Annotated in this window: 14 protein-coding genes and 1 riboswitch; of the genes, 4 read left to right on the top strand and 10 right to left on the bottom strand. The window is 66.4% G+C overall.

Translation table 11 applies throughout. From position 1 onward, the window contains the following. Positions 1-60: 60 nt before the first annotated feature. The 10 genes from QMX82_RS01515 to QMX82_RS01560 form a co-directional block, all read right to left on the bottom strand. A complete protein-coding gene (locus QMX82_RS01515; protein ID WP_282280942.1) occupies positions 61-891 on the bottom strand; it encodes an amidohydrolase family protein in 831 nt (276 codons plus the stop codon). A gap of 28 nt (positions 892-919) precedes the next feature. Continuing rightward, positions 920-2,209 (bottom strand): MFS transporter, encoded by a 1,290-nt coding sequence (locus QMX82_RS01520; RefSeq protein WP_282280943.1) that lies wholly within the window; start codon positions 2,207-2,209, stop codon positions 920-922. Positions 2,210-2,341: 132 nt separating this feature from the next. After that, positions 2,342-3,073: a GntR family transcriptional regulator gene (locus tag QMX82_RS01525; protein ID WP_133861704.1), complete on the bottom strand. Its 732-nt coding sequence runs from the start codon at positions 3,071-3,073 to the stop codon at positions 2,342-2,344. A gap of 281 nt (positions 3,074-3,354) precedes the next feature. Then, the gene (locus QMX82_RS01530) at positions 3,355-4,509 is read right to left on the bottom strand and encodes a M20 family metallopeptidase (RefSeq protein WP_282280944.1); all 1,155 of its coding nucleotides are present in this window, start codon (positions 4,507-4,509) and stop codon (positions 3,355-3,357) included. Further along, positions 4,509-5,903: a M20 family metallopeptidase gene (locus QMX82_RS01535; RefSeq protein ID WP_282280945.1), complete on the bottom strand. Its 1,395-nt coding sequence runs from the start codon at positions 5,901-5,903 to the stop codon at positions 4,509-4,511. Before QMX82_RS01535 ends, QMX82_RS01530 begins: the two co-directional genes overlap by 1 nt. A 14-nt stretch (positions 5,904-5,917) precedes the next feature. Continuing rightward, on the bottom strand, positions 5,918-6,910 hold the full coding sequence (locus QMX82_RS01540; RefSeq protein WP_282280946.1) for an ABC transporter ATP-binding protein: 993 nt from the start codon (positions 6,908-6,910) through the stop codon (positions 5,918-5,920). Then, entirely contained in the window at positions 6,907-7,902 is a 996-nt protein-coding gene (locus QMX82_RS01545; RefSeq protein ID WP_208691218.1) for an ABC transporter ATP-binding protein, read from the bottom strand. Before QMX82_RS01545 ends, QMX82_RS01540 begins: the two co-directional genes overlap by 4 nt. Positions 7,903-7,916: 14 nt before the next feature. Further along, positions 7,917-8,819 (bottom strand): ABC transporter permease, encoded by a 903-nt coding sequence (locus QMX82_RS01550; protein WP_158895531.1) that lies wholly within the window; start codon positions 8,817-8,819, stop codon positions 7,917-7,919. Between the two features lie 8 nt (positions 8,820-8,827). Continuing rightward, positions 8,828-9,745: an ABC transporter permease gene (locus tag QMX82_RS01555; protein ID WP_133861710.1), complete on the bottom strand. Its 918-nt coding sequence runs from the start codon at positions 9,743-9,745 to the stop codon at positions 8,828-8,830. 48 nt (positions 9,746-9,793) lie between these two features. Beyond that, positions 9,794-11,314, bottom strand: a complete 1,521-nt coding sequence (locus QMX82_RS01560) for an ABC transporter substrate-binding protein (protein WP_208691217.1) — start codon at positions 11,312-11,314, stop codon at positions 9,794-9,796. A 173-nt stretch (positions 11,315-11,487) separates the two neighbouring features. Here QMX82_RS01560 and QMX82_RS01565 point away from each other — a divergent pair, with 173 nt between their 5' ends. The 4 genes from QMX82_RS01565 (at position 11,488) to QMX82_RS01580 (ending at position 15,381) form a co-directional block, all read left to right on the top strand. Further along, positions 11,488-12,393 carry a LysR family transcriptional regulator gene (locus QMX82_RS01565; RefSeq protein WP_208691216.1) on the top strand — a complete coding sequence of 302 codons (906 nt, stop codon included), beginning with the start codon at positions 11,488-11,490 and terminating at the stop codon, positions 12,391-12,393. Between the two features lie 178 nt (positions 12,394-12,571). Next, positions 12,572-12,671, top strand: a riboswitch (guanidine-I (ykkC/yxkD leader). A 51-nt stretch (positions 12,672-12,722) separates the two neighbouring features. Then, complete coding sequence (locus QMX82_RS01570; protein WP_282280948.1) at positions 12,723-13,787, top strand: putative urea ABC transporter substrate-binding protein; 1,065 nt, start codon at positions 12,723-12,725, stop codon at positions 13,785-13,787. Between the two features lie 23 nt (positions 13,788-13,810). Continuing rightward, positions 13,811-14,623 (top strand): ABC transporter permease, encoded by an 813-nt coding sequence (locus QMX82_RS01575; protein WP_208691214.1) that lies wholly within the window; start codon positions 13,811-13,813, stop codon positions 14,621-14,623. Continuing rightward, entirely contained in the window at positions 14,623-15,381 is a 759-nt protein-coding gene (locus QMX82_RS01580) for an ABC transporter ATP-binding protein (protein WP_282280951.1), read from the top strand. Before QMX82_RS01575 ends, QMX82_RS01580 begins: the two co-directional genes overlap by 1 nt. Positions 15,382-15,389 lie beyond the last annotated feature (8 nt).

A 15,389-nucleotide genomic window follows, 5' to 3' on the forward strand; every position in this document is an offset into this window, starting at 1 on the left:
CTCTTGTAAGAGGGTGAGATGAATGGCCTCTGCAATGGCTAGGTTGCAGCGTTCGTCTTTCTAGAAACCAAATAACCGGCGAGGCGCCTGCACCAGCAGCGCGGCGCTGGCTTGCGCCGAAAGCTCCAAGGCTTGCAACTGGTCGACAGCGGTGGCGAAATCAATGCTTTGTTCATGCTGCGTATGCGGCCAGTCGCTGCCCCATACCAACTGATGCAGGCCAACGCTTTTTTCCAGCAGCGGTAATGCCCTTCGAGCGAAATCAATGCTCTGTTGTGGCGTACCTCCCAGACGATAGATTCCCGATACCTTGATCCAGATCGAGCCTTTCGATCCGGCCTCGAGCAACTCGCCAAACCCGGGCTGATCGAGACCCGCATTCGCGTCCGGCCGCCCCAGGTGATCGATCACCAATTTCACGCCGAACGGCGTCAATTGCCGGATCAAGCCCGGCAGATCCCTGACTTCCCGGTGCAACTCGACATGCCAGTCGAGATCGGCGATATCGCGGAAAAACCCTTGCCAGGCACTGTCACGAAAATCAGGTAACGCCTTGCCGATCAGGTTCAGGCGCACGCCGACCACGCCCAGTTGCGCCATGTCCTTCAAGGTAGAACGACTGATGCCGGGCTCCAGCACGACCACACCGCGCAATTGCTGAGGTGCTTGCTTCAACGCCGCCAACAGGTAGCTATTGTCGGTGCCAAGGAAACTTGGTTGAACCAATACACCGTGACTCAGACCATGGGCTTGCAAATGCTCAAGGTACTGGTCAAGCGTGGCGTCGTACTCAGGACTGTAGCGGCGTGCACCTATCAGCTGCAGATCACGGCTGAACACATGGGCATGGGCGTCAATGCCGGTGATCGACTTGGAGCGGGAAGCTGACATGGGTTTTATCTACTGAAGGTGGGGATCATCACGCCCGAGCGCGCTGATTGCCGTTGATAGTGGCCGGAACGGAGGTGGCATTGGCTTCTAGGTCCCTGCCCCGGGTTTCAGGCAGGCAAAGTGCGGCAAGTACCCCCACGCCGTAGGCGATTCCGGCATCGATACCGATCGCCGAACCCAGGGACATGGAATCACTCATGTGCCCGACCAGGAATGGAAATACAGCGGACAGCACCCGGCCAAAGTTGTAGCAAAAGCCAACGCCGGCGCCGCGTACATCGGCCGGGTAAAGTTCGTTGAAGAACGCGCCCAGACTGGCCGGAATACCGGCGGCGAAGAACCCCAGCGGGAACCCCAGGAACAGCATCTGCGTATTGGTCAGCGGCAGAAATACGTAGCACTGCACCGTGACTACGCAGCACAAGGCAAACAGCACAATGTTTTTTCGACGGCCAATGCGATCGATCAAATAACCGCTGGCCACACAACCACACCAGAAGGCGAAGATGATCACCGCCAGATAGCCGCCCGAGTTCAGCACAGACAGATTGCGCTCGGTCTTGAGAAAAGTGGGTAACCAGGTCATTACCGCGTGATAGCCACCGTGCGCGCCCAGTCCCAGAAGCCCGCCAAACAGCGTCACGCGAATCAGTTCCGGGCGAAAAATGCCCGCGAGCGACGTGAAGAAACCCTGCGGAATGGCGTTGCCTTCTTGCAGACGCCGGAAGCTGTCCGGCTCCTCAACGTTACGACGTACCCAGAAGATCAGGAACGACGGCAGCAACCCGACAAGGAACATCACACGCCAGGCCATGTCCTGTGGCACAGCGGTATAGATCAGGGTGAACACCCCGACCGCCAGGCCCCAACCCACCGCCCAGGCACTTTGTACAGTGCCCATGACCTTGCCGCGATAGCGCGGATTGATCGTCTCGGCCATCAGCACCGCGCCGGCCGCCCACTCCCCGCCAAGCCCGAAACCCTGCAGCGCCTTGACCACCAACAGCTGATTGAAGCCCGTGACGAAAGCCGAGAGGAAGGTGAAGAACGAGAACCACAAAATCATCGACTGCAAGGTGCGCACACGGCCGTAGCGGTCAGACAATGTCCCACCCACCCAGCCACCGAGTGCCGAGGTGACGAGGGTAACGCCGCTGATCAATCCGGCATCGCCCTTGGTCAGCGCGAAAGCGGCGATCAGCGCCGGAATCGCCAGACCGAACATCTGTACTTCCAAGGCGTCGAGCGACCATCCGCCGAAGCAGGCCCAAAATGTCTTGCGCTCACGAGGAGTGATTTGGCGATACCAGCTGAACATGAGTCTTATCCTTATAGGTGTTACGCAAGACAGCCGACGGCCAACCCGCCGCGACAGGATCGACGTTGGCAACCAAACAGCAATCGGGCGGCGATCTAGCCGCCGCAGAACGCTTGGCTACGCAGACAGGCGTTAGCGAATATCCACGCTGTAGCGGAAATGCTCCGCGTGGCCGCGCGAGCGACGCCACTCCAGCGGGCTACCCGCGTAATCGCGGGCCAAGCGCTCGATCACGATCACCGGACTGTTGACCGGTACCTGGAGCAGGCGGGCATGCACGTCATTCACCGATTCGGCGGTCAGCGTTTCTTCGGCCGATGCAACAACCTGTCCGCACACTTCTTCGTAGATCGGATACAGCAGCGGCCCTTCGCGACTGAGGTCGATCTCCAGCAGCGCCTGGAACCGCTGGCGGGGCAGCCAGATTTCTTCGGCGAGCACCGGCTTAACATCGAGCAGACGCACACGGACAATACGAATGACCAACGCATCGGCGGGCAACCCTAGCGCTTGCGCTACGGCCGAAGGTGCGGCAACGGGCTCGATCGAGAGGATGCGACTCTCCGGGACCTGGCGCTCACCGGAAACCGTCTGGAATCGGAAGAAACGGAACAAGGAGGATTGAAACTGCGCCCGTCGAATGAACGTCCCGCGCCCTTGCTGACGTTCCAGAATGCCCTCACTGACCAAGGCATCAATCGCCTTGCGCACCGTACCGGTGGACAGTTGATATTCCGCAGACAGCGCCGCTTCAGTAGGGATCGCCTCCCCCGGACGCCAGCGATTATTGGCGATCTGCTCCGCCAATTGGTCACGCAGGCGTTGATACAGCGGCAGTCGGGCATCGCTGGATAAAGAATTCATCGACTTTATTCACCTTGTTATCTAGTCATCTATATGAATCTTGCAGCGAGTATTTGCCCAGACAATCTGGCTGTCAAGGAAGGTCCTCTCGTCTCGCTGACGAATGACTGCCCTACCGCCCTTGTCATCGACAGGCAGGCTTTTACCGGCAATGTCAGATCCTGGCCGATTGCTGCCCCGAACCAAGGGCAGCTAGGGGTCGATAGTTCGAAGACCTAAAGCCGCCAATCGTCGCCCTCCCCGGCCAGGCGTCGCACCGGTTTCGGAAACCGGCAAGAGGATCAGGCCTTTATGGCCAGGGCCAGAATGGTCGCCACCAGCGCCTGGGTGCGTGGAACCAGGGTATCGAGCACCAGGAATTCGGCGTCGGTGTGTACCTTGCCGCCCACGGGGCCCAGGCCACAGAGGGTGGGCACGCCCAGGCTGGCAGTGAACCCGGAGTCGGCGCAACCGCCGGTGAATTCGCCCTCGACGCTGAAGCCGAGGTCCTGGGCCTCGCGCTGGTAGAGCGCCAGCAGCTCGTGGCTCAGGTGCGCTTCCATCGGCAGGAACAGGCAGGTGGGCGCGACGCAGGCGGCTGTCCCCGGCACCTCCACCTCGGCGACGATGGCCTCGATACGCGCCTGCAGCGCGGGCCAGTCGGCCAGGGCGGCGAAGCGCACATCCAGGCGCGCGGTGGCGCTCGGCGCGACGGTATTGCTGGAGGTGCCGCCCTCGATGAGGCCGACGTTGGTGGTGATACCGCGTTCGTAGTCGGTCAGGGCGTGCAGCTTCACCACCTTGAGTGCCAGGGCCTGGATGGCACTGGCGCCCTCGGCGTGGCTGACGCCGGCATGGGCGGCACGACCGCTCACGCTGATGGCCAGGGTGGCGCCGCCCTTGCGCGCCTTGACCACGTTGCCACTGACCCGCCCGGGCTCGCAGTTGAGCACGGCTCGGGCGCCGCGGGCCGCCGCTTCCAGGTGCGGGCGAGCCGTGCCGGAGCCAATCTCTTCGTCACCGGTGTAGAGCACCCGTACCGGAAACGGCAACTCGCCGGCGCGCTTGAGCGCGCGCAGCGCGAAGCAACTCGCCACCAGCCCACCCTTCATGTCCGCGACGCCAGGACCATAGGCCTGGCGGGAATCGCGGGTGAAGCCGCGGCTGGCCACGGTGCCCGGCGGAAAGACGGTGTCGCGGTGGCCCAGCAGCAACACCGCAGCGCCGGTGGCGGGCCCCACCTGGGCGGCGAGGACGTCACCGAAGTCGGCGACCGGCGTCCGGGCAACCTCGATGCCGTCTTCGGCCAGGGCCGCGGTGAGCACCGCACCGACGGCATCGACGCCGGTCTTGTCGTAGCTGTTGGAATCGGTATCGACCAGGCGTTGCAGGAGAAGGGTCATCGGCTCGCGCTGGGTGGCGAGCCACTCCAGGGCAGTGGTCTTGGCAAGGGGCATCAGCTGCGGCTCCAGCGATCGCCCAGGTCCCAGAACAACCCGGCCATGAGTTGCAGCCCCTGCCGCGCGACCGGGGCCAGGAGATGCTCGTTGGGCGCGTGCTGGGAGCAGGCGGGATAGGAATGGGGTACCCAGAGGGTGGGCAGTTCGAGAATGTCGGCAAAGATGTCATTGGGCAAGCCACCGCCGAAATTGGGCAGCAAGGCGGGCTTTTCGCCCAGGGTGCGGGTCAGGGAGGTCAGCGCCCAGTCCACCCAGGGATTCTCCGGGTCCAGCCGCGAGGCGTGCAGGATCTCGTCCTTGGCACGGGAAACGCGCACAGCGGCGAAACCCCGTTCGGCCAGGTGCGCCTCGATCAGCGGGATGAAGGTCGTGCAATCGCAGCCGGCGACGAAGCGGATCTGGCAGTGGGCACGGGCGCTGCCGGGAATGGCATTCACCGGCGCCTCGGGATTGCCGGTGGTGAAGGCCAGCAGTTCGAAGGTGTTCCAGCCGTAGACACGTTCCGCCGGGGTCAGCCCGGGCTCGCCCCAGAGCGGATCGATGGCCGGATCGCCCGGCGCGCCGCCCACCTCGATGTCGGCCAGCACCCTGCGCACCGGTGCGGGCAGCTCGGTGGGCTTGAGCCCCGCGACCTGGATCTGGCCCCGGGCATCCACCAGGCTGGCCAGGGCATGGGCGAGGATGATCCCGGGATTGGCCAGCAGCCCACCCCAGTTGCCGGAGTGATGGCCGCCTTCGCGCAGCTCCAGGTGCAGATCGAAATTGAAGGTGCCGCGGGCACCCAGGAACAGCGTCGGCCGGGATGCCGAGACTCGCGGCCCGTCGGAGGCGATGAACAGATCGGCGGCCAGGGCCTGGCGCTGCTCCTGGCAGAAGGCGCGCAGGCCGACCGAGCCGATCTCCTCGCCCATCTCCAGCAGCAGCTTGACGTTGTAGCCCAGGCGTCCGCCGCGGGCGGCGATCACCTGTTCCAGCGCCGCCAGGTTGAGCAGGTGCTGGCCCTTGTTGTCGGCGGTACCGCGGCCGTACCAGCGCTCGCCCTGCTCCACCAGGGTCCAGGGCGCAAGGCCTTCGCGCCAGCGGCTGGCATCACCGCGCACCACGTCACCGTGGCCATAGCTGAGCAGGGTCGGCAAGGCCGGATCCTCGATCCGCTCGGCGATCAGCAAGGGCCCCTTGCCAGCGACCGGATTGTCCAGCTGCCGGCTGGTGAAGCCGAGACTGGCCACATAGGGAGCGATGAACTCATCCAGGTAGCGCTGCAGCTCCGCCTGGCGCTCGGGCGCCTGGCTTTCGGTGGGATGGGCCACCGCGGTGGCGAGCCGCGTACGAAAGGCGCCGCTGTCGAAGTGCGCGGCGGCAAGCTCAAGGGCATGGGTACGGCTGGTCATGGCGGACTCCGGGGTCAGGCGGGTTCGGGCAGGTGGCAGCGCTTGCTGCCGCCGGGGATGGTTTCGCGTTCCGGATAGCGCTCGGCGCAGGGGCCGAAGCAGCGCGGGCAGCGGGGATGGAAGGCGCAGCCGCTGGGTGGCGAGATGGGATTGGGAAAGCTGCCACCCAGGCCCAGCGCCGGCAGGCCCAGCGCCGGCAGGCCCAGCGCCGGCAGGCCCAGGCTGGGATCAGGGGTGAGCACCGCATCCAGCAGCGCCCGGGTATAGGGATGCGCCGGCTGGGCGAACAGCGCCGCTCGCTCGCGCTCCTCGACGATCTTGCCGAGGTACATCACCGCCACCCGGTCGGCCAGGTGCTCCACCACCGCCAGGTTGTGGCTGATGAGCAGATAGGTCAGGCCGAATTCACGCTTGAGCTCCAGCAGCAGGTTGAGGATCTGCGCCTGCACCGAGACGTCCAATGCCGAGGTGGGTTCGTCGCAGATCAGCACGTCCGGGCGCATCACCAGGGCGCGGGCGATGGCCACCCGCTGGCGCTGACCACCACTGAGCTGGCCGGGATGGCTGTCGGCGGCGCGCCGTGGCAAACCCACCACGTCGAGCATCTCGGCGACCCGCCGTTGCTGCTCGACCGCCGAGCCCAGGCCATGCACCTTGAGCGGCAATGCCACGATCTCGCGCACCGTCTTGCGCGGATTGAGCGACGAATAAGGGTCCTGGAAGATCGGCTGGATATGCCGGGCCATGCGCTTGCGATCCACCCCGCGCAGGTGCTCGCCGCCTACCAGGATGTCGCCGCTGGTGGGCGCCAGCAGCCCCAGCAGCAGCTTGGCCAGGGTGCTCTTGCCGCACCCCGATTCCCCCACCAGACCCAGGGTCTCGCCGCGATAGAGCCGCAGGGAGATGCCATCCACCGCCTTGAGGGTGGCCGGCGGGCGGAACAGGCCGCGACCCAGGGTGAATTCGCGGCGGATGTCGCACAGTTCCAGGGCGATCTCGCGGCTCATCGCACACCTCCGACCCGGCGCAGGGGTTCGCTGGGCAGGGCGAAGTGGCAACGCGCCAGGTGCGCGCCCTCCTCCAGCAACGGCACGCTGTCGGCGCAGGCCGCCACCGCCTGCGGGCATCTGTTGCGAAAAGCACAGCCGTGCTGCTCGCCGACCAGGCTCGGGACCAGGCCGGGAATGGCGCCCAGCGGCTGCCCGGGACGGGTCCGGCCCGGTACCGGGATGCTCGCCAGCAGCCCACGGGTATAGGGGTGTCGAGGGGCGGCGAACAGCTCGGCGGCCGGTGCCTGCTCGACGATCTGGCCGGCATACATGACCGCTACCCGGTCGGCGATGCGCGCCACCAGCCCCAGGTCGTGGGTGATGAAGACGATGGCCGTGCCGAATTCCCGCTGCAGATCGCGCAACAGGTGCAGGATCTGCGCCTGGATGGTGACGTCCAGCGCCGTGGTGGGTTCGTCGGCGATGATGAGGTCCGGTTCGCAGAGCAGCGCCATGGCGATCACCACCCGCTGGCGCAATCCGCCACTGAGCTGGTGCGGGTACTGGCGCAGGCGCTCGCCAGCGTTGCTGATGCCGACCTTTTCCAGCATGGCCTCCGCGCCTGCCCAGGCGGCCTTGCGATCCAGCCTGCGGTGGCGCCGCAGCACCTCGGCGAGCTGGTCGCCGATGCTGTAGGCCGGATTGAGAGCGGTCATGGGTTCCTGGAAGATCATCGCCAGGCGATTGCCGCGCAGGTCGCGCATGCCCCTTTCGCCCAGGGTCAGGAGGTCGTGCTCGCCCAGCGTCAGGCGCGCCGCCTGGCGCTGGGCCTGGCGCGGCAGCAGATCCATCAGCGCCAGGGAGGTGAGCGACTTGCCGCAGCCGGATTCGCCCACCAGGCAGAGCATTTCGCCCCGCTCCACCTGCAGGTCCAGGCCGCGCACGGCGTGCAGGGTGTCATCCCCCAGGGGGATATCGATCCGCAGGTCTCTTACGTCGAGCAGTGCCATGGTCAGTCCTCCGCTTAGTTGCGCCCGCTGGGCGCGGCCAGGTCCCGGATACCGTCACCCACCAGGTTGATGGCCAGCACCAGCAGCATCAGGGCGATGCCGGGAATGGCGATCACCCAGGGCGAAAAGAACATGTAGGGCTTGCCTTCGGCGATCATCAGGCCCCAGGACGGCAACGGCGGCTGCACGCCCACGCCGAGAAAGGACAGGGTCGCCTCCAGCAGGATGGCGTGGGCCATCTCCAGGGTGATCACCACGATCAGCGCCCCCAGCACATTGGGCAGGATCTCGCCGACGATGACCCGCCAGGGTGAACAGCCCAGCGCCTGGGCAGCGGCGACGTATTCGGCGTCGCGGATCTGCTGCACGGCGGCGCGCACCACCACGGCGAAGCGATCCCACAGCAGACAGCCGAGCAGGATCACCACCACCTGCAGCGAGCCACCCACCAGGGAGGCGGCGGCCAGGGCCACCATCACCACCGGCAAGGCCAGGCGGGTGGTCACCAGGTAGCTCACCAGGGCGTCGACCTTGCCGCCGTAGTAACCGGCGAGCACCCCGAGCAAGGTGCCGATGGCGCCGGAGATGAGCGCCGCGGCGAGACCGATGAACAGCGAGATGCGCGCGCCATAGAGCAGCCGGGAGAGATAGTCGCGGCCGAGCTTGTCGGTGCCCAGCGGGTGGGCCCAGGTGCCCTTGGCCATCCATACCGGTGGTTTCATCCGCTGCATCACGTCCTGGGCATAGGGGTCGTGGGGCGCCAGCCAGGGCGCGGCCAGGGCGGCGAAGACGATGACGACGAGCAGCACGGCGCCCAGGGCGAAGCCGCGGTGGCCGAACCAGCGGCGCAGCTGGCGGCCCAGCGTCGGGCGCGGGGGCAGATAGTCGTCGAGCACGAAGGGATTGGCGACGGTCATGGAGCCTCCTAGCGCACGCGAATGCGCGGGTCGAGCAAGGCGTTGAGCAGATCGGCCACCAGTGTCAGCACGATGTAGATCAACGCGATCAAGAGGACGATGGCCTGCACCACCGGGAAGTCGTTGCGGGCAATGGCGTCCCAGGCCAGCTGGCCGATGCCCTGCAGCGAGAACACCGCCTCGATTACCACCGAGCCGCCCAGCATGAAGCCGAACTCCACCGCGGCCAGGGCCACCACCGGGATCAGCGCATTGCGCAGGGCGTGCTTGAACAGTACCCGCGCCGGACTCAGACCCTTGGCCCGGGCGGTGCGGATGTAGTCGGCGCCCAGTACATCGAGCATCCCGGCCCGGGTCAGGCGCATCAGCGAGGGAGTGGCGTAGTAGCCCAGGGCGATCGCCGGCAGGATGAAGTGCTGCCAGCTGGTATTGCCGGACACCGGTAGCCATTTCAGGGTGACGGCGAAGACGACGATCAGCACCAGGGCGAACCAGAAGCTGGGCATCGCCTGGCCGAAGGTCGCCAGGGTCAGCGCCAGGCGGTCGATCCAGGTGTCGCGCCGGACCGCGGCCAGCACCCCGAGCGGGATGGCGATGAGCAGCGCCACCAGCAGCGCGATGGCGCCCAGGGTCAGGGTGATGGGCAGGCGGCTGGCGATGAGATCCCGCACCGATTCCTGGAAGAAGAACGATTGCCCCAGGTCCAGGCGCAGCAACTGCCCGATCCACTCGACGTACTGCGTCGCCAGGGGTTTATCGAGGCCGTGTTGATGACGCACCACCTCGATCTGCTCGGCGGTGGCCTCGGGTCCGGCGATGGCGGTGGCCAGGTCGCCGGACAGGTGCAGCAGGAAGAAACTGATGAGGGAAACGGTAAAGGCCACGGCCAGGGCGATACCCAGGCGGCGCAGGAGGTATGCGGACATGCTCGGGTCCTCGGCGAGAGGCGCCCCCGTGCGGGGCGCCGGGACGGATCAGTTCCAGTGGGCCAGGGCGAAGCGCGGCAATTCGTCCGGATAGGGCTGGAAGGCCAGGTCCGAGGTGAAGGCGTAGTTGATGGAATAGTTGAACACCGGCGCCCAGTAGGCCTGCGCGGCGATCCGCTGCAGCGCCTTGCGGTAGTTGTCCTTGCGCACCGCCGGGTCCATGGCGGTGTCCGCCACCTTGAGCCAGTCGATCACCTGGGGATCCTTGGCCACGTCGTCGGCATTGCCCTTGAAATAGACGCCGGTGGCCGCCGAGGCGTCGGCGATGGAGAACGAGCCCCAGGCGAGAAAGGCCATGGGCACCTTGCCGGCGCGCTGCTGGTCGCGCAGGGCGGCGTATTTCAGATAGCGCAGCTTGGCGTCGATACCCACCGCGCGCAGGTCCCCGATCAGCGCCTCCACCACGTCGCGATCCCGGTAGGCGAAGATCTCGGTGCTGAAGCCGTTGGGGTAGCCGGCGGCCTTGAGCAGCGCCTTGGCCTTGGCCGGGTCGTAGGGATAGCCCGGTACGGCCTTGGCGTCGCAGCCGAATTGCTCCGGATAGCAGGCCACCTGCAGCGGCTGGCTGCCGCCCCCCATGAGCTGGCTGGCGATGGCCTGGCGCTTGATGGCGTAGTTGACCGCCTGGCGCACCTCGGCCTTGGCGAAGGGCGAATCCGGGCTGGAGGCGCCCTGGGCGTCCATGCTGAGGAAGCCGATCCTCATGCTGGCGCCGCTTTCCACGGTGAGGTTGGGCGCGGCCTTGAGTTGCTCGGCCTGGTCCGGCGCCACGCGCCAGGCCCAGTCGATGCCGCCGGTCATGAGTTCGGCGAGCCGGGTCTCGGCGTCGGGGATGACGCGGAACTGGATATGGCCGATGCGCGGCTGCCCCTGGGGGCTGTCCTTGAAGTAGTTCGGATTGCGCTCCAGCGTGACCCCCTGGCCGCTGGTGACCGCGACGATGCGATAGGGCCCGGTACCCACCGGCTTTTGCGCGAAGCCCGCCAGACCGACCTTCTGGAAGTACTTGCCGGGATAGATGGGCAAGGGATTGGCCAGGTATTCCAGCGCGGCGGGAAACGGCTGCTTGAGGTGCAGGCGAACCTTGTATTCGCCCAGCTTCTCGGCGCTCTTGATCCAGTTGACGTTCTGCTGGGTGACCACCTTGCCTTCGGGCGAGGCCACGTAGTTGAAGGTGAAGACCACGTCGTCGGCGGTGAAGGGATCGCCGTTGTGGAAGGTCACGCCCTGGCGCAGATCGAAGTCGAGGGTCAGCGGATCGACCTGCTGCCAGCCGGTGGCCAGCATCGGCCGGTATTCACCGGTCTGGGGATCGCGGTAGATCAGGGTATCCCAGGCCAGGTGGGCGAGGATGACGCCTTCACGGGCATCGTTGTGATAGGGGCTGACGTTTTCGGGCTCGGTGTCGGAGGCGTAGACCAGGGTGTCGTTGGCTTTGCCGGCGAAGGCCTGGCCCTGGGCCAAAAAGAGGGAAAACGCGATGCCACAAGCGAAACCTTTGAGTCCCATGCCGTCTGTCTCCGGGGCGGTGGTTGGTCAAAGGCAGGTCCGCGAAGCGCGGGAAAGGGGGGAACAGCTGACACCTGTTATTGGGTCTCTTGGCCCGACTCTAGGTCTTGCCATCCCATGCCACAAGCAGAATATTTAGATGCAAGCCATGCCTTTTTGGCAAAGGAGACCCTATGCAGCCCTATGGCATTCAGTCCACCGCCCTGCGCTATTTCCTCGAGGTGGTGCGGTGCGGCTCCATCAGCGAAGCCTCCCAGCGGCTCAACGTCGCGGCCAGTGCGGTGAGTCGGCAGATCGCCAAACTGGAGCGCGAGCTGGAGACGCCGCTGCTCGAACGCCGCCCCCGTGGCGTGGTGCCCAGCGCCGCCGGCGAGCGTCTGGCCGTGCATGCGCGCAAGGCGCAGCTGGCCAGCGAGCAGGTCGCGGCCGAGTTGCGCGGCCTGGCCGACCTGCGCCGCGGCCAGGTACGCCTGGCCACCACCGAAGGCTTCTCGCTGGACTTCCTGCCCGAGGTCATCGTTGCCTTTCGCCAGGGCTATGCCGGCATCCACTTTTCCCTGGAGGTCTGCGCGCCGGCGGCGGTCACGCGCCGGGTCCAGGAAGGTGACGCCGACCTGGGCCTCACCTTCAGCCTCAGGCCAGAGCCGGACATCAGCGTCGACGCCACCTTGAGTGGCGCCATCGAGGCGGTGGTGGCGCCCGAGCATCCCCTCGCCGGTCGTACCAAGCTGACCCTGGCCGATCTGCAGCCCTTTCCGCTGGCGCTGCCAATGCCCGATACCACGGTGCGCCAGCTGTTCGACATCTGCTGTGGCGTCCAGGGACTCTCCTTCGAACCCGTGCTGGTGAGCAACAACATGCAGGCGCTCTATCGCTTCGCCGCCTTGGGCGGTGGCGTGGCGCTCTCAAGCGAACTGAGCCTGCGTAGTCGACTGCGCGAAGGCCAACTGGTGGCCCTGCCCCTGCTGGACGAAGGCCTGGCCGCGCGACGGATCGAATTGCAGAGCATGGCGGGCCGCGAATTGCCGCCGGCGGTGAATGCCTTTCGCCAGGCGCTGATCGCGGCGTTGGGGCGCTGAATCAAAGCGGTGCATTGCACCGCTTCGAACGCACTGCGATGGGGCGGCGCGCTGGTCGCAGCCTCGATGTCCTGGCGGGCAATCAGCATGGCACGGGGCCTGGCGGCAACTGGCACGCATCTGGCAAAGGCCATAGCGTGCAGGAGCACCGGCCAGCCGGTTTGATGCACCACAATCTGCAATGGATGACTAGGGTTCCGACTCGCTCGTGCGGGTGTCTGGTCCGAGAGTCGTCGACCTCTGATGGGGTTACACGGCGGGACAAAAGCCCGGGAGACACAGCGCCAGTCGCGTGCTCCTGTCCCGTCGTCCATCCTATTGGAGGTCCCATGCGCCATCCCCTGCTCGCCTCGCTCGTTCTCGGTTGTTCCCTGCTCCTTGGTGCCACCGCTCAGGCGGCGCCGCGCGACGACTTCAAGGTGTGCTGGACGATCTATGCCGGCTGGATGCCCTGGGGCGAAGCCCAGGCCCAGGGCATCATCGACAAGTGGGCCAAGAAATACGGCATCCACATCGAGGTCGTGCAGCTCAACGACTACGTCGAATCCATCAATCAGTACACCACCGGCCAGTTCGACGGCTGCGCCATGACCAACATGGACGCCCTGACCATTCCGGCCGCCGGCGGCGTGGACAGCACGGCGCTGATCGTCAGCGACTACTCCAACGGCAACGACGGCGTGGTGATGAAGGGCAAGGGCAAGACCCTGGCCGACCTCAAGGGCCAGCAGGTCAACCTGGTGCAGTTCTCCGTCTCCCACTATTTGCTGGCGCGCGCGCTGCAGAGCGTAGGGCTGAGCGAGAGGGACCTGACCACCGTCAACACCTCCGACGCCGACATGGTGGCCGCCTTCCAGACCGCCGACGTGCGCAACGTGGTGACCTGGAATCCGCTGCTGGCCGAGATCAAGTCTCAGCCCGACACCACCGAGGTGTTCGACTCCAGCAAGATTCCCGGCGAGATCCTCGACATGCTGGTGGTGAACACCGCCACGCTCAAGGACAACCCGGCCCTGGGCAAGGCCCTGACCGGTGCCTGGTTCGAGATGCTGGCGCTGATGCAGTCCGGTGACGCCAAGGGCAAGGCGGCCCTGGAGGCCATGGCCAAGGCCTCGGGTACCGATCTCGCCGGCTTCCAGGCGCAACTGGACAAGACTCGGCTGTTCGCCACGCCCGCCGAGGCCCTGGCCTTCGTCAAGGATCCCGCGCTGCCGACCACCATGCAGCGCATCGCCCACTTCTCCTTCGAACACGGCCTGCTGGGCCAGGGCGCACCCAGCGCCGAGGCCATCGGCATCGCCTATCCGGGCGGCAAGACCAGCGGGGACGCGGGCAATCTCAAGCTGCGCTTCGATCCGACCTTCGTACAGCTGGCCGCCGACGGCAAGCTCTGAGCCCCGCCGCGAGGACGACGCCCATGCGCTTCATCAATCGGCATCCCGATCGGGGCGGCCGGCTCCTGCTGGTCCTGCTGCCCTTCGCCCTGCTCGCCCTGCTCTATCTGGTGGGCTCGGCCACCCGGCTGGCGGAGAACCCCAACGACAAGCTGCTGCCCAGCGTGGCGCAGATGGCCGATGCGGTGCAGCGCCTGGCCTTTACCGCCGACGTGCGTACCGGGGGTTATCCGTTCTGGCGGGACACCCTGGCCAGCCTGCAACGCCTGGGGCTGGGCCTGGGAATCGCCGCGCTGATCGCCCTGGTGGTGGGCATCGCCGCGGGCAGCCTGCCCCTGGTCGGCGCGCCGCTCTCGCCACTGGTGACGGTGCTCTCGATGATCCCGCCCCTGGCGATCCTGCCGATCCTCTTCATCGTCTTCGGCCTGGGCGAACTGGCCAAGGTGATGCTGATCGTGGTGGGCGTCACCCCGGTGCTGATCCGCGAGGTGGACCAGCGCGCGCGGGAGCTGCCCCGAGAACTGCTGATCAAGGCCCAGACCCTGGGCGCCAACAGCTGGACGGTGATTCTGCGCCTGGTGCTGCCGCAACTGCTGCCGCGCCTGCTCATCGCCCTGCGGCTGCAGCTGGGCGCCGCCTGGCTGTTTCTCATCGCCGCCGAGGCCATCGCCGCCACCGATGGCCTGGGCTACCGCATCTTCCTGGTGCGGCGCTATCTGGCCATGGACGTGATCCTTCCCTATGTCGCCTGGATCACCCTGCTGGCCTGGCTGCTGGACGCGGGCCTGCGCCTGCTGACACGGCGCGCCTTTCCCTGGTACGGGGAGGGTCGCTGATGATCGAGGTCCGCAATCTCTGGCAGCGCTATGGCGAGCAGGTGGTGCTCGAAGGCCTCAATCTGCAGGTGCGCGAAGGTGAATTCTGCGCCCTGGTCGGTGCCTCCGGCTGCGGCAAGTCCACCTTCCTGCGCCTGCTGCTCGGCCAGGAGCGGCCCAGCCGTGGCGAGATCCGCATCGATGGTCAGCCGCTCTCGGCGGAACCGGATCCCGAGCGGGGCGTGGTCTTTCAGCGCTATTCGGTGTTTCCCCACCTGAGCGTGCTGGACAACGTCGCCCTGGGCCTGGAATTGCCCAGGTCCCCGCTGCTCGGCCGGCTGCTGGGCACGGCCAAGCGCCAGGCCCGGGAACAGGCCGCCGCCCTGCTCGAGCGCGTCGGCCTGGGCCAGGCGCTGGGCAAGTACCCGGGGCAGCTGTCCGGCGGCATGCAGCAGCGCCTCGCCATCGCCCAGGCGCTGATCGTCCGGCCGCGCATCCTGCTCCTGGACGAGCCTTTCGGCGCCCTCGATCCCGGCATCCGCAAGGACATGCACGCCCTGCTGCTGGAGCTCTGGCACGAGCGCCCGCTCACGGTGTTCATGGTCACCCATGACCTGCACGAGGGCTTCAGCCTGGCCACCCGGGTGCTGGTGTTCGACAAGGTCCGCCAGGACCCGCAAGCCCCCGGCGCCTATGGCGCCCGCATCACCTACGACCTGCCCCTGACCGCCAAGACCCGGCCCGTGCATGCGGCTGGGACTCGGCCAGCCCTTACCTGACGAGGTTG

The sequence above is a fragment of the Pseudomonas sp. PS02302 genome, assembly GCF_029959585.1.
GTDB classification, from domain to species: Bacteria; Pseudomonadota; Gammaproteobacteria; order Pseudomonadales; family Pseudomonadaceae; genus Chryseomonas; species Chryseomonas aestiva.

What these genes read in the sequence shown, in the direction of transcription:
- QMX82_RS01555 (WP_133861710.1), bottom strand. Translation starts at nt 9,745, where the DNA reads ATGTCCGCATACCTCCTGCGCCGCCTGGGTATCGCCCTGGCCGTGGCC.
- QMX82_RS01550 (WP_158895531.1), bottom strand. Translation starts at nt 8,819, where the DNA reads ATGACCGTCGCCAATCCCTTCGTGCTCGACGACTATCTGCCCCCGCGC.
- QMX82_RS01565 (WP_208691216.1), top strand. Translation starts at nt 11,488, where the DNA reads ATGCAGCCCTATGGCATTCAGTCCACCGCCCTGCGCTATTTCCTCGAG.
- QMX82_RS01545 (WP_208691218.1), bottom strand. Translation starts at nt 7,902, where the DNA reads ATGGCACTGCTCGACGTAAGAGACCTGCGGATCGATATCCCCCTGGGG.
- QMX82_RS01515 (WP_282280942.1), bottom strand. Translation starts at nt 891, where the DNA reads ATGTCAGCTTCCCGCTCCAAGTCGATCACCGGCATTGACGCCCATGCC.
- QMX82_RS01535 (WP_282280945.1), bottom strand. Translation starts at nt 5,903, where the DNA reads ATGACCAGCCGTACCCATGCCCTTGAGCTTGCCGCCGCGCACTTCGAC.
- QMX82_RS01575 (WP_208691214.1), top strand. Translation starts at nt 13,811, where the DNA reads ATGCGCTTCATCAATCGGCATCCCGATCGGGGCGGCCGGCTCCTGCTG.
- QMX82_RS01570 (WP_282280948.1), top strand. Translation starts at nt 12,723, where the DNA reads ATGCGCCATCCCCTGCTCGCCTCGCTCGTTCTCGGTTGTTCCCTGCTC.
- QMX82_RS01530 (WP_282280944.1), bottom strand. Translation starts at nt 4,509, where the DNA reads ATGCCCCTTGCCAAGACCACTGCCCTGGAGTGGCTCGCCACCCAGCGC.
- QMX82_RS01540 (WP_282280946.1), bottom strand. Translation starts at nt 6,910, where the DNA reads ATGAGCCGCGAGATCGCCCTGGAACTGTGCGACATCCGCCGCGAATTC.
- QMX82_RS01580 (WP_282280951.1), top strand. Translation starts at nt 14,623, where the DNA reads ATGATCGAGGTCCGCAATCTCTGGCAGCGCTATGGCGAGCAGGTGGTG.
- QMX82_RS01525 (WP_133861704.1), bottom strand. Translation starts at nt 3,073, where the DNA reads ATGAATTCTTTATCCAGCGATGCCCGACTGCCGCTGTATCAACGCCTG.
- QMX82_RS01520 (WP_282280943.1), bottom strand. Translation starts at nt 2,209, where the DNA reads ATGTTCAGCTGGTATCGCCAAATCACTCCTCGTGAGCGCAAGACATTT.
- QMX82_RS01560 (WP_208691217.1), bottom strand. Translation starts at nt 11,314, where the DNA reads ATGGGACTCAAAGGTTTCGCTTGTGGCATCGCGTTTTCCCTCTTTTTG.